Source organism: Methylobacterium tardum (assembly GCF_023546765.1).
GTDB lineage: Bacteria > Pseudomonadota > Alphaproteobacteria > Rhizobiales > Beijerinckiaceae > Methylobacterium > Methylobacterium tardum.
Map to the genome: position 1 here is coordinate 2,509,550 of NZ_CP097484.1, position 12,246 is coordinate 2,521,795.

The window sequence follows — 12,246 nt, forward strand, 5'->3', positions numbered from 1 at the left end:
CTCAGGCCACTCGCACCAGCAGCGCGATTGCCGCGACGCCCAGGGCCGCCATCGTTACGATGATGCCGCCACCGCGGCAGGCGAACTGGCGCGGCGAGTTCGGCGGCGCGAACATCCCGATCGGATGCAGGATCCGGGCGACCAGCAGCGCGATCAGCAGTGCCTGGACCAGCCCGTGACTGCCGCCGCTCGCCTCCAGCAGGCCGATGACGATCAGGGCCAGCGGGACGTATTCCGCGAAGTTGGCGTGCGAGCGCACGCGCTTGAGCACCGTGTCGTCGCCCCCGTCGCCGAACAGCACGTTCTCGGAGACGCGGGCCCCGATCACCCATCCCGAGAGTCCCAGATATACGAGGGCGAGCAGCCCGGCGTAGAAGGCCGTGGTCGCGGGGAAGATCATGGAAAGGGTGTCTCCGATCGGGGCCCGCCGCTCCTTGAGCCGGGCTCGGCCTTGCGTCACAACATGAGATAGGGCGCCGCCGCCCGAGGGGAGCCCGTTCGCGATGATCGGCGACGCAGAGCTTCTCGCCCGCGCCGAGGCGCTCGTCGCGGCCTACGCGGCGGCCGGGCGCAGCATCGCCACGGCCGAATCCTGCACGGGCGGCCTCGTCGCAGGCCTGCTCACCGCGGTGCCGGGCTCGTCGGCCGTCCTGGAGCGCGGCTTCGTCACCTACTCGAACGAGGCCAAGGCCGAAGCGATCGGCGTGCCCATGGACCTGATCCGCCGGCACGGCGCGGTCAGCGAGCCTGTGGCCCGGGCGATGGCCGCCGGGGCGCTGGCCGCGTCGCGGGCCTCCGTCGCGGTGGCGATTACCGGCATTGCTGGCCCCGGAGGCGGGAGTGCTGAGAAGCCCGTCGGGCTGGTGCATTTCGGCCTCGGCCGGCGGGGCGGCGAGACGCGCCATCTGGAGCGGCGCTACGGCGATCTCGGGCGCGCGGGCATCCGCCGCGCCGCCGTGGCCGACGCGCTCGGCCTCTTGGAGGACGCCCTCGGCGACTGATCACGGCACGGGAAAGGACGGCCCATGGACACGGTGACGACGCGCCTCTGCATCGTCGGCGGTGGCCCCGCCGGGATGATGGCCGGACTGCTCTTCGCCCGTGCGGGCATCGACGTCACCGTGCTGGAGAAGCACGCGGATTTCCTGCGCGACTTCCGCGGCGACACGATCCACCCCTCGACCCTCGACCTGATGGACGAGCTCGGCTTCACCGAGCGCTTCCGCGCCCTCCCCCAGCGCCGCGTCGAGAACTTCTCCGGCGTCGCCGACGGGCGCAGCTACCGGATCGCCGATTTCAGCCGGCTGCCGACCCGGAACCGCTTCCTGTCGTTCATGCCGCAATGGGACTTCCTGGATTTCCTGGCCACCGAGGCCGCCCGCTACCCGGCGTTCCGCCTGATCCGCCGCACCGAGGCGCAGGACCTAATTGAGGCGGAGGGTCGCGTCGCGGGCGTGCGCGCCGCCGGGCCGGACGGCCCGGTCGAGATCCGGTCCGATCTCGTGCTCTGCGCGGATGGCCGTCATTCGCGGATGAGGGCGCAGGCGGGATTTACCCCCGGGCCTTCGGCGCGCCGATCGACGTGCTGTGGTTCCGCCTGCCGCGCCGGGACGGCGACCCGGAGGCGGCGGCCGGGCGGTTCGGGCCGGGACGGATCCTCATCACCCTCGACCGGGGCGACACGTGGCAATGCGCCTACGTGGTGCCGAAGGGCGGCGACGCCGCGCTCCGGGCGAAGGGCCTGCCGGCCTTCCGGGCCGCTGTGGCGCAGCTCGCGCCGTTCCTGGCCGACCGCACCGAGGCCATCGCCGACTGGGACGACGTCAAGCTCCTGACCGTCACGGTCGACCGGCTCGACCGCTGGCATCGCCCGGGGCTGCTCTGCATCGGCGACGCCGCGCACGCCATGTCGCCGGTGGGCGGCGTCGGGATCAACCTCGCGATCCAGGACGCGGTGGCGGCGGCCAACCTCCTGGCCGAGCCTCTGCGGGCCGGTCGACCCACGGAGGCCGACCTCGCCCGGGTCCAGGCCCGGCGGATGTTTCCGGTGCGGGCCACGCAGGCGCTGCAGCGGGTGATCCAGTCCCGCGTCATCGCCGCGTCGCTGGCGGCCGACGCGCCGTTCCGGGCGCCGCTGGCCCTGCGCCTCCTCGACGCCCTGCCGCGGCTCCAAGTCCTGCCGGCGCGGATGATCGGGATGGGCGTGCGGCCCGAGCACGTGCGGATGCCGGCGCGAGCCTGAGACCGTCGCGGCGCCCGCGCCTTCGGGGCGCTACGCCCGCGCCCCGTACATCCGGTCCGCCCGCCCCTCGAAGGCGTCGGTGAACTTGCGGAAGGCCCGATCGAACATCGTGCCCATGAGGAGCCCGAGGGTGCGGCTCTTGAACTCGTAGGTGATGAAGAAGTCGACGTTGCAGCCGCCGTTCGGGCCGTCCTTGAACAGCCAGCGGTTCTCAAGGTGCCGGAACGGGCCGTCGATATACTCGGCGACGATCTTGAGGTTCGCCGGATCGAGGGTGACCCGGGTGGTGAAGCGCTCGCGGATCGCCTTGTAGCCCACGCCCATCTCGGCGATCAGGACCTGCCCGCCGTCCGGCATGTCCTGCCGGCGGATCACCCGCAGGGATTCGCAGAGCGGCAGGAACTCGGGGTAGCGCTCCACGTCGGCGACGAGGTCGTACATCTGCTGCGGCGAATGCTTCACCGCGCGGGTGACCCGGAAGGACGGCATCGTGTTCGGGTTTCCTCAGGCCGAGAGCGCGGGCGACAGTTTGGCCAGACGCGCCGCCTGAAGTCGCGAAAAGTCCTCGCCCGCATGGTGCGACGAACGCGTCAGGGGCGTGGCCGAGACCAGCAGGAAGCCCTTGGCGTAGGCGGTGGTCTCGTAGGCCTTGAATTCGTCGGGCGGGACGAAGCGCACGACCTCGTGGTGCTTCTTCGAGGGCTGCAGGTACTGGCCGATGGTCAGGAAGTCGACATCGGCCGAGCGCAGGTCGTCCATGAGCTGGACCACCTCGTTCCGCTCCTCGCCGAGCCCGACCATGATTCCGGACTTGGTGAAGATCGCCGGGTCGAGCTCCTTCACCCGCTGCAGCAGGCGCACCGAGTGGAAGTAGCGGGCGCCGGGCCGCACCGTGAGGTACTTGGCCGGCACGGTCTCGAGGTTGTGGTTGAACACGTCGGGCTTGGCGGCGACCACGACCTCGAGCGCGCCGTCCTTGCGCAGGAAGTCGGGGGTCAGGATCTCCACGGTCGTGCCGGGGCTCGCCCGCCGGATCGCCGCGATGGTGCGGGCGAAGTGCTCGGCGCCGCCATCCTTCAGGTCGTCCCGGTCCACCGAGGTGATGACCACGTGGTGCAGGCCGAGCTTGGCCACCGAATCGGCGATCTTGTCCGGCTCGCCCAGGTCGAGGGCGTCGGGCAGGCCGGTGCGCACGTTGCAGAAGGCGCAGGCCCGCGTGCAGGTGTCGCCCATGATCATGAAGGTGGCGTGCCGCTTCTCCCAGCACTCGCCGATATTCGGGCAGCCGGCCTCCTCGCAGACGGTAACGAGCCCGTGCTCGCGCACGATCTTCTGCGTCTCGCTCCAGGCCTTGGAGCCCGGCGCCTTCACGCGGATCCAGTCCGGCTTCTTGGCCTGGACCGGCTGGTCGGGCCGGTGCGCCTTCTCGGGATGGCGCAGGCGCGCGGCGCGCGGATCGTTCTTCAGAATGTCGAGGACGATGGCCATGCCACACCGCGGGGAAGCGCCCGGGGGCGCGGTCGGGATCGCCCTGACTTAAGGCCCAAGGCCGCGCGCCGCAAACCACCGCGACGCCGGGCCGCCCCGCGGCGGTTGAGGGTGTGGTCGTTCCGTCAGATCCCGAGCGTCCGGACGAACAGTCCGGCCAGCACCGCCCCGACCAGCGGTGCGGCGACGGGGATCAGCGCGTAGCCCCAGTCGGAGGTGCCCTTTCCGGCGATCGGCAGCACCGCGTGGGCCACGCGCGGCCCCAGGTCGCGGGCGGGGTTGATGGCGTAGCCGGTGGTGCCGCCGAGCGACAGGCCGATGCCCCAGACCAGCATGCCGACCATGTAGGGCGCGACGGCCCGCGGGATCGCGCTGGTTGAGCCCAGCGTGGTGGTCACGAGGGCGGAGATGGTCAGGATCAGGAAGAAGGTCGCGATGATCTCGGAGAGCCAGTTGGCCTTCGCGTCCCGGATCGCCGGGCCGGTGCAGAAGCAGGCGAGCTTGAGGCCGGGATCCTGGGTCGCGCCCCAGTGCGGCAGGTAGTGGAGCCAGACGATCACGGCGCCTACGAAGGCGCCGAGCATCTGGGCCGGGATGTAGGTGGCGAGCTTGCTGTAATCGCCGGAGCTGACCGCGCCCGCCACAGTGACCGCCGGGTTGATGTGGGCATCGGCGCTGCCGGCGGCGTTGGCCACGAACACGCCGGCGAGGACCGCGAAGGCCCAGCCCGCCGTGATGGCGATCCAGCCGGCATTCTCGCCCTTGGAATGCTTGAGCAGGGCGCCGGCCACGACGCCGTCGCCGAGCACGATCAAGGTCATCGTGCCCAGGAATTCGCCCAGGAAGGGTGATGTCATCGTCCTGTCTCCCCCGTTCGCTGCTTTTTGTAAGAGTCCAAAGCTTGTGCGAGCGTGTGATCGCCGGAGGCGGTCACTGATATCTGCGCGGATCCCATCCACCTCCCTCATCGTGAGGCGCCGAAGCGCAGCGGAGGCCTCGAAGGCGAGCCCCAGGGATCGCGCGGCTGGCTGAAGCCCTCCTTCGAGGCGGCTTCGCCGCACCTCAGGATGAGGTCGCGGGTGTGATGGAGGTGGTCACGCGGCCCCGGGCCCGCACGCCGTGCACACGGGCCCGAGGGCGGCGCCGTCAATCTTCGTCTGTCTTCCAGTCGAAGGAGCGCTGCACCGCCCGGCTCCAGGCGGCGGCGATGGTCTCGCGCCGGCCGGCATCCATCTTCGGCGTCCAGCGCTTGTCGACGCCCCAGTTGCGCTTGAGGTCGTCGAGCCCCTTCCAGTAGCCGACCGCGAGACCCGCCGCGTAGGCGGCGCCGAGCGCGGTGGTCTCGGCCACCTTCGGGCGCACCACCGGCACGTCGAGCATGTCGGCCTGGAACTGCATCAGCGTGTTGTTGGCAACCATGCCGCCGTCGGCGCGCAACTCCTTGACGGGGATGCCGGAATCCTTGGCCATCGCGTCCAGCACCTCGTGAGTCTGGAAGGCGGTCGCCTCTAGCACCGAGCGGGCGATGTGGCCGCGGTTGACGTAGCGGGTCAGGCCGATGATCAGGCCGCGGGCGCCCTCGTTCCAGTGCGGCGCGTAGAGGCCCGAGAAGGCCGGCACGAAGTAGACGCCGCCATTGTCCTCGACCGTGGTGGCGAGCGTCTCGACCTCGGCCGAATCCTTGATCATGTGCAGGTTGTCGCGCAGCCACTGCACCAGGGCGCCGGTGATGGCAATGGAGCCTTCGAGCGCGTAGGCCGGCTTCTGACCGTCGAGGCGATAGGCCAGCGTGGTGACGAGGCCGGCCTTCGAGGGAACCGGCTCCTCGCCGGTGTTCATCAGCGCGAAGCAGCCGGTGCCGTAGGTGTTCTTGGCCTCGCCCGGCGCGAAGCAGGTCTGGCCGAACAGGGCGGCCTGCTGGTCCCCCAGGATGCCGGCGATCGGCACGCCCGCGAACGGCGCCTTGGTCTCACCGTAGACCTCGCTCGGCGAGACGATCTTCGGCAGCATCGCCTTCGGGATGCCGAAGGTCTTCAGCATGCCGTCGTCCCATTCCAGGGTCTTGAGCGACATGAGTTGCGTGCGGCTCGCGTTGGTCACGTCGGTGACGTGGAGGCCGCCCTCGGTGCCGCCGGTGAGGTTCCAGACGAGCCACGTGTCGATGTTGCCGAACAGCACGTCGCCGGCCTCGGCCTTCGCGCGGGCGCCCTCGACATGATCGAGCAGCCAGCGGAGCTTGAGCCCGGAGAAGTAGCTCGCCAGCGGCAGGCCGGTGAGGTCGCGGAACCGGTCGCGGCCGCCGTCGCGGGCGAACTCGGCCACCAGCCGGTCGTTGCGGGTATCCTGCCAGACCAGCGCGTTGTGCAGCGGCTTGCCGGTCGTCCGGTCCCAGATCAGCGTCGTTTCGCGCTGGTTGGTGATGCCGACCGCCGCGAGATCCGAGGGCTGGAGCCCGCCCTTCTCCAGCGCCTCGCGCATCACGCTCTGCGTCTTTGTCCAGATCTCCGTGGCGTCATGCTCGACATGGCCGGGCGCCGGGTAGATCTGCGCGTGCTCGGCCTGGGCGAGCGCGATCACGCTGCCCTCCCGGTCGAACACGATGAAGCGGCTGCTGGTTGTGCCCTGGTCGATGGCCCCGACGTAACGGCTCATCGTTCCCTCCCCTGTTATGCCCGGCCGGTCTGCGCCGGAACGGGTCCGAAATCGTCAGGCCGCCTCGGCCCTGCGATCGAGATAGGCGGCCAGGCGCGCGGCGCTCTCCGGGCTCGTGCGCAAGCCGAGCTTCGAGCGGCGCCACAGGATGTCGTCGGCGGTGACCGCCCATTCCTCGGTGCGCAGGTAATCGACCTCGGCCGCCGTCAGCCCGCCGTCGAAGGCCTCGCCGAGATCCGCCATGGACTGCGCCGTTCCGACGATGTCCCGGGCCCGGGTGCCGTAGGCGCGGGCGAGGCGCCGGGCGGTCTCGTCGGGCAGGAACGGCTTCTCGGCCTTCAACTTGGCGAGGAACTGGTCGAAGTCGGCGTCCTTCATGGCGCCGCCGGGCAGGACCGCGTCCCCGGTCCAGGCCTTCTTCAGATGCGGGAAATACGGCTTCAGCTTCTCCAGCGCGTGCTCGGCGAGCCGCCGGTAGGTCGTGATCTTGCCGCCGAAGACCGAGAGCACCGCGGCCTTCCCGCCCTGGTCCTCGACGTCGAGGACGTAGTCGCGGGTCACCGCGGAGGCGTTCTCGGCCGCGTCGTCGTAGAGCGGGCGCACGCCCGAGTAGCTCCAGACCACGTCGGCTGGCGTGATCTTGGTGTCGAACGAGCGGTTGATGCAGCCGCAGAGGTAGTCGGTCTCGGCGTCCGAGATCGAGACCGGGCCGGGCTCTCCGTCGTAGGGCACGTCGGTGGTGCCGATCAGCGTGAAGTCCCGCTCGTAGGGGATCGCGAAGATGATGCGCTTGTCGGGCTGCTGCAGGATGTAGGCCTGATCGCCCTCGAACAGGCGCTTCACCACGATGTGGCTGCCCTTGATCAGACGCACCGCCGCGCGGCTGTTGATCCCGAGCGTGCCTCCGAGCGTGGCGCTCACCCAGGGGCCGGCGGCGTTGACCACGGCCTTCGCCCGGATGGTCCGCTCGGCCCCGCCGCGCTCATCGCGCAGCGTCGCGACCCAGCCGTCACCCTCGCGCCGCGCCGAGACGACGCCGGTGCGGGTCAGCACCGTGGCACCGCGCTCGCGGGCATCCATGGCGTTCAGCACCACGAGGCGGCTGTCCTCCACCCAGCAGTCGGAATAGACGAAGCCCCGGTTCAGGCGCTTCTGCAGCGGGGCGCCGTAGGCGGAACTGCGCAGGTCGATTCCATGCGAGCCCGGCAGGGTCCGCAGCCGCGCGAGATGGTCGTAGAGGAACAGGCCGAGCCGCAGCATCCAGGCCGGGCGCAGGCCCTCGTCATGGGGCAGGACGAAGCGCAGCGGCCAGATCACGTGCGGGGCGAGCCGCAGCAGCCGCTCGCGCTCGGCCAGCGCCTCCCGGACGAGGCGGAACTCGTAATATTCGAGGTAGCGGAGGCCGCCGTGAATCAGCTTCGCCGAGGATGAGGAGGTGAAGCCGGCCAGATCGCCGCGCTCGGCCAGCAGGACCGACAGGCCGCGGCCGGCCGCATCCCGGGCGATGCCTGTGCCGTTGATGCCGCCGCCGACGACCAGAAGATCGTAGGCGTCGGACGGCTCGGGCTGGCGCGTTGCTGCCGCCATGGTTCCTCCTCTCCCGCCCTGGCGGCGGGTTGGAGATATATTGAGCCTGCCACGGATTTTCGCAAGCGAAAAAACGAGTGTTCGTTAGGGTTCGCGACCGCTCTCGGCCACGGCCAGCGTGACGCCCTGGCGCTCCATCAATGCGACGATCTCGGCGGGCGGCGTCCGGTCGGTGAAGAAGGTGTCGACCTGGTCCAGCCGCCCGACCTGGACCATCGGACGGCGGGTGAACTTGGTGTGGTCGGCGACCAGGAAGGTTTTCCGCGCATGCGCCAGGATGGTCTTCGTCGCGCGAACCTCTTCGTAATCGTAGTCGAGGAGCGCCCCGTCGGCGTCGATGCCGCTGATCCCGATCACCGCCACGTCGACGCGGAACTGGCTGAGCGTGTCGCAGGTGAGCTGGCCGAGCACCGCGCCGTCGCGGTTGCGCACGGTGCCGCCGGCCACCACGATGCGGAACTCCGTCAATTCCGCCAACGAGATCGCGACGTTGAGGTTGTTGGTGATGATGCTGAGATCGTCGTGACGGGTCAGCTCTCGGGCGACCGCCTCCGGCGTCGTGCCGATGTTGATGAAGACTGAGCAGTGCGACGGGATCCGGCTTGCCGCCAAGCGACCGATCCGGGTCTTCTCCGGCAGCAGGGTCACGCGCCGGTCGGCATAGTCGATGTTCTCGACGCTCGACGGCAGGCCGCCGCCGCCCCGGTAGCGTTCGAGGCGGCCCTCGGCGCTCAATTCGTTGAGGTCGCGCCGGATCGTCTGGACGGTGACGCCGAACTGCGCCGCCAAGGCCTCGATGGTGACAAAGCCCCGCTGGCGTACCGACGCCACGATGGCGCTGCGCCGCCCCTCGACACCGGTCGCCTCGATCCTGTCCTCGGATCTCCGGTCGAGCGGTCGTGACATCGATCCTCCCAGCGGTTCCCCGCTCCCCAAGTACCCTACCGCTGATCGAACCGTGTTCGTTTCCGAACATCCTTCGGTCGATGCCGGGTTCGCAGGAGCTTGAACCCCCTGTCGTGTCCGGCAACCGGCGAGCGGGTTGCATTATGCTGCTTGGCTGCTCCGCCGGCTTCTGGCCTGTGAACAGGCACAAAAAAGGCCTGCCGCAGTCGCGACAGGCCAAACCGTATGGGCGGCGCCGCTCAGCGCGACGAGGCCCGACGGTGATTACATGTGATGGCGCATCCGGCGGTGATGCTTCATCATCCGCTTGTGCTTCATGCGCTTGCGCATCATCGGCCGGGCCGTCGGGGCGGCACCCTGCTCCATCGCGGCGCCTTCCGCTGCCCGCTCCATGCCGCCGCGCGGGCCACCGGCCTGCGAGCCGGAGGAATTGTAGGGCGAGTTGCCCTGGGCGTAGGCGGAGCCCGCGAGCAGCGTCAGCGACGCGGCAGCGATCAGAAGTTTCTTCATCGTCAATCCCTGGCGTAGACCGGCGCAGGCGAGGCCGCGCACCTCGTCAGGTGCGATTCCGCTGCGTCGGAAAATAAGCGGCTCAGACAAGACTTGGTTCCGCCTGAACATGCGCCTCGGACCCGATCATTGCCGGGAGCGTTAACACGGCCTATGTCGCGAGCCGTCCCGGTTCGGCCGCGACCGGATAAGGGGGGAGCGAGTGGCGGTGGCCAGCAACGGTTCGGCCTATCTCGTCCTCGACGTTGCCGGCACGCCCTGCGCCCTGCCCCGTGCGGCCGTGGCCGAGGTTCTGCCGCTTCCGGATCTGCACAATCCGCCCGCTGCCGGGGGATGGCTCATCGGTTTCCTTAATCTCGGCGGCGCGCCCGTCCCGGTCATCGACTTGGCCGCTCTGCTCGGCCTGCGCCCGGCCGTGTCGGCGGCCGGCCTCTACGCGCACCTCGTCCTCACCCGCGCCGCGCCGCACGCCTATCTCGTGGATCGGGCCGCCGACCTCGTGACCGTCCCCGAGGCCGCGATCCGGCCGGTCGAGGCGGAGGAGACGCTCAACGGCTGTGTCGCGGCCGAACTCGTCCTCGGCGACCGCCTCATCCACGCGCTCGCGCCGGAGCGGCTCCTGACCGCGCAGGAACAGGCCCGGGTCACCGCGCTGTCGCAGGCCGCCGCCGAACGGCTCGCCGCGCTGCCGCAGACCGCCTGACCGCCCGATGCCACGTTCGGGTACGCCCCGCCCCGATCCGGGTGCCGACCCGGCCTATGCCGCGCTGAAGGCACGGATCATCGCGCGCACCGGCCACCATTACTACATCGACAAGGACGATCTGCTGATCGAGCGCCTGCGCCGGCGCTTCCGCGCATCCGGCGCCACCGACTGCGCCGCCTATGCCGCCCTCCTGTCGGATGGCGCCCAGGGCGAGGCGGAATGGGCGCGTCTCGAGGCGGAGATCACCGTCGGGGAGACCTTCTTCTTCCGCTACGCCGAGCAGTTCCAGGCGTTGCGGGAGACGATCCTGCCGGCGCTGATCGACGCACGGGCTTCCGAGCGCTCGCTGCGGATCTGGAGCGCGGGCTGCTCCACGGGGGCCGAGCCCTATTCCCTGGCGATCCTGGTGCGGGAGCTTCTCGGGGAGGCGCTGCCCGACTGGCGGATCGCGATCCTCGGCACCGATATCAGCACGGAGGCGCTGGCGACGGCGCGCGCCGCCGAGTACGGCCGCTGGGCCCTGCGCACGATGCCGCCGGAGGACCGGCTGCGCTACTTCACCCGGCTTCCGCCTGCCCCCGGGATCCGGCGCGAGGGCGGCTATGCCCTGAGGCCGGAATTTCGCACATTGGTGCGGTTCGAGCGCGGCAACCTCCTGACGCTCACCGAGCCCGGACCACCGCAGGGCGAAGTGTTCGATCTTATCCTGTGCCGGAACGTGCTGATCTATTTCGACGCCCGTACCGTCAGCGCCGTGGTGCGCGGCCTCAGCAGCAGGCTGCGGGACGATGGCTGGCTGCTGCTCGGCCATGCCGAGCCGAGCCCGGCTTTCGCGTCCTTCCTCGCACCCGTCAGCTTGCCCGGCACGGTGGTCTACCGCCGCCTCGTCGAGGCGCTGCCGCCACCCCCAGCCGCTCCGATCCCGATCATCGTCGAAGCACCGGCGGTGCCGCATGGACGCGCCCCCGCCAGCCCGGATGACGCGGCCGCGCTTGCTCTGGAAGACGCACGTCCGCCCGGCCAGGGCCGCGCGCCGGCCTCGCGCGCGAAGCCGACGAGCGAGCCGGCCGGCGAGGCCCCGGAGGAAGCGGATCCTCGCGCCGAGACGGCGTCTTCAAGCGATATCGACACGATCCGCGCCCTGGCGGATGCGGGCGAGACCGGCGCAGCCTGGCGGGCGCTGCGCGCCGCCCTCGATCGAGATCCCACCGATCCGGCCCTGCGCTTCTACGAGGGCCTGCTCGCCCGCACCCTCGGGCGTGACGCGGAGGCCGAGCGCGCGCTGCGGGCGGCGCTCTATCTCGACCGGGCCTTCGTGATGGCCCATTACCATCTCGGCCTGTTGCTCCTCGGCTTGGGCCGCCCCGACGAGGCCGCCCGCGCCCTCGACAATGCCATTGCCCTGAGCCAAGCCCTCGGGCCGGATACCGAGCTGCCCGAGGGGGACGGCGCGTCCGCCGGCGAGGTCGCGGCCGGCGCGGCGGCAGCCCGCGCCGGTCTCGTACGTGGCCGCGGCGCCGACCGCAGGAGTTCCTGATGGAGGCAACATCGAGCGGACCGAAGGGCCATCAGCGCGTCCGGACGGACCGGGACCTGCGCAGCGAACGCGCCGCCGCCCTCGCCCGGCGCGGCGCGGCCGCAGGGGAAGCCGAGACCGGCGTCGACCATCTCGTCTGCGCCTGCGGGTCCGAGCGCTACGGACTGCCGGTGACCGCCGTCGCGCAGATCCTGCCGATGCGCCCGTGTACACCCATGCCTGGCGCGGTGCCGGCCCTCATCGGGCTCGTCGCCCTCTCGGGCCGGATTGTCGGGGTGCTCAGCACGGCGCGCGCGCTCGGACGCCCGGACGCCGCGCCCGATCCAGAGGCCGACGGGGGGCACTTGGTCGTGCTGCGGAGCGCGCTGTCCCACGCACAGCCCCATCACCAAGGTCTTGCCCAGCCGCTCGCCTTCGCGGTCGACCGGGTGCTCGGCATCGTCCGCGCCGCCGGATCTTCCGCAGCGTCGTCGGGGATCGCGGATCCTGACGGATTGGGCAACGAGGCCGCTTCGGGTTATGCCCCCGGGGCAACGAGCGACGGCCGTCCCGACTTCGTCGTCATCGATCTCCCCCGCCTTCTGCGCCGCGTCCTGCCCTGACGGGCACTGTTTTCAC

12 protein-coding genes and 1 pseudogene are annotated in these 12,246 nt (G+C 70.6%); 5 read left to right on the top strand and 8 right to left on the bottom strand.

The window, feature by feature from the left end; all coding sequences use genetic code 11:
- Position 1: 1 nt before the first annotated feature.
- A complete protein-coding gene (locus tag M6G65_RS11835) occupies positions 2 to 400 on the bottom strand; it encodes an MAPEG family protein (RefSeq protein ID WP_238197116.1) in 399 nt (132 codons plus the stop codon).
- A gap of 103 nt (positions 401 to 503) precedes the next feature.
- Here M6G65_RS11835 and M6G65_RS11840 point away from each other — a divergent pair, with 103 nt between their 5' ends.
- Together M6G65_RS11840 and M6G65_RS11845 are read left to right on the top strand one after the other, a co-directional pair.
- Entirely contained in the window at positions 504 to 1,001 is a 498-nt protein-coding gene (locus M6G65_RS11840) for a CinA family protein (protein ID WP_250103959.1), read from the top strand.
- 24 nt (positions 1,002 to 1,025) lie between these two features.
- Positions 1,026 to 2,242 (top strand): annotated as a pseudogene (locus tag M6G65_RS11845) (FAD-dependent oxidoreductase).
- A gap of 30 nt (positions 2,243 to 2,272) precedes the next feature.
- Here the strand turns inward: M6G65_RS11845 and M6G65_RS11850 are convergent.
- The 7 genes from M6G65_RS11850 to M6G65_RS11880 form a co-directional block, all read right to left on the bottom strand.
- Entirely contained in the window at positions 2,273 to 2,731 is a 459-nt protein-coding gene (locus M6G65_RS11850) for a type II toxin-antitoxin system RatA family toxin (protein WP_238197119.1), read from the bottom strand.
- A 15-nt stretch (positions 2,732 to 2,746) separates the two neighbouring features.
- Positions 2,747 to 3,730, bottom strand: a complete 984-nt coding sequence (gene lipA / locus M6G65_RS11855) for a lipoyl synthase (protein ID WP_238197120.1) — start codon at positions 3,728 to 3,730, stop codon at positions 2,747 to 2,749.
- A gap of 125 nt (positions 3,731 to 3,855) precedes the next feature.
- Positions 3,856 to 4,587, bottom strand: coding sequence for an MIP/aquaporin family protein (locus M6G65_RS11860; protein WP_238197121.1), 732 nt, complete (start codon positions 4,585 to 4,587; stop codon positions 3,856 to 3,858).
- Positions 4,588 to 4,876: 289 nt separating this feature from the next.
- On the bottom strand, positions 4,877 to 6,382 hold the full coding sequence (gene glpK, locus M6G65_RS11865; RefSeq protein ID WP_250103960.1) for a glycerol kinase GlpK: 1,506 nt from the start codon (positions 6,380 to 6,382) through the stop codon (positions 4,877 to 4,879).
- Between the two features lie 54 nt (positions 6,383 to 6,436).
- Positions 6,437 to 7,969, bottom strand: coding sequence for a glycerol-3-phosphate dehydrogenase (glpD, locus tag M6G65_RS11870; protein WP_250103961.1), 1,533 nt, complete (start codon positions 7,967 to 7,969; stop codon positions 6,437 to 6,439).
- Positions 7,970 to 8,053: 84 nt separating this feature from the next.
- Positions 8,054 to 8,875, bottom strand: coding sequence for a DeoR/GlpR family DNA-binding transcription regulator (locus M6G65_RS11875; protein ID WP_238197124.1), 822 nt, complete (start codon positions 8,873 to 8,875; stop codon positions 8,054 to 8,056).
- Between the two features lie 264 nt (positions 8,876 to 9,139).
- The gene (locus M6G65_RS11880) at positions 9,140 to 9,385 is read right to left on the bottom strand and encodes a hypothetical protein (RefSeq protein WP_238197125.1); all 246 of its coding nucleotides are present in this window, start codon (positions 9,383 to 9,385) and stop codon (positions 9,140 to 9,142) included.
- A gap of 208 nt (positions 9,386 to 9,593) precedes the next feature.
- On the opposite strand from M6G65_RS11880, the gene M6G65_RS11885 reads away from it, so the two are divergent.
- The 3 genes from M6G65_RS11885 to M6G65_RS11895 are packed head-to-tail and all read left to right on the top strand — an operon-like array spanning position 9,594 to position 12,230.
- The gene (locus M6G65_RS11885) at positions 9,594 to 10,088 is read left to right on the top strand and encodes a chemotaxis protein CheW (RefSeq protein ID WP_238197126.1); all 495 of its coding nucleotides are present in this window, start codon (positions 9,594 to 9,596) and stop codon (positions 10,086 to 10,088) included.
- Positions 10,089 to 10,095: 7 nt separating this feature from the next.
- Positions 10,096 to 11,628 carry a CheR family methyltransferase gene (locus M6G65_RS11890; protein WP_238197127.1) on the top strand — a complete coding sequence of 511 codons (1,533 nt, stop codon included), beginning with the start codon at positions 10,096 to 10,098 and terminating at the stop codon, positions 11,626 to 11,628.
- A complete protein-coding gene (locus M6G65_RS11895; RefSeq protein WP_250103962.1) occupies positions 11,628 to 12,230 on the top strand; it encodes a chemotaxis protein CheW in 603 nt (200 codons plus the stop codon). Before M6G65_RS11890 ends, M6G65_RS11895 begins: the two co-directional genes overlap by 1 nt.
- Positions 12,231 to 12,246: the final 16 nt, after the last annotated feature.

Excerpts from the sequence above, each read along its gene's own strand:
- M6G65_RS11835 (WP_238197116.1), bottom strand. The coding sequence starts at position 400 with ATGATCTTCCCCGCGACCACGGCCTTCTACGCCGGGCTGCTCGCCCTC.
- M6G65_RS11840 (WP_250103959.1), top strand. The coding sequence starts at position 504 with ATGATCGGCGACGCAGAGCTTCTCGCCCGCGCCGAGGCGCTCGTCGCG.
- M6G65_RS11850 (WP_238197119.1), bottom strand. The coding sequence starts at position 2,731 with ATGCCGTCCTTCCGGGTCACCCGCGCGGTGAAGCATTCGCCGCAGCAG.
- lipA (WP_238197120.1), bottom strand. The coding sequence starts at position 3,730 with ATGGCCATCGTCCTCGACATTCTGAAGAACGATCCGCGCGCCGCGCGC.
- M6G65_RS11860 (WP_238197121.1), bottom strand. The coding sequence starts at position 4,587 with ATGACATCACCCTTCCTGGGCGAATTCCTGGGCACGATGACCTTGATC.
- glpK (WP_250103960.1), bottom strand. The coding sequence starts at position 6,382 with ATGAGCCGTTACGTCGGGGCCATCGACCAGGGCACAACCAGCAGCCGC.
- glpD (WP_250103961.1), bottom strand. The coding sequence starts at position 7,969 with ATGGCGGCAGCAACGCGCCAGCCCGAGCCGTCCGACGCCTACGATCTT.
- M6G65_RS11875 (WP_238197124.1), bottom strand. The coding sequence starts at position 8,875 with ATGTCACGACCGCTCGACCGGAGATCCGAGGACAGGATCGAGGCGACC.
- M6G65_RS11880 (WP_238197125.1), bottom strand. The coding sequence starts at position 9,385 with ATGAAGAAACTTCTGATCGCTGCCGCGTCGCTGACGCTGCTCGCGGGC.
- M6G65_RS11890 (WP_238197127.1), top strand. The coding sequence starts at position 10,096 with ATGCCACGTTCGGGTACGCCCCGCCCCGATCCGGGTGCCGACCCGGCC.
- M6G65_RS11895 (WP_250103962.1), top strand. The coding sequence starts at position 11,628 with ATGGAGGCAACATCGAGCGGACCGAAGGGCCATCAGCGCGTCCGGACG.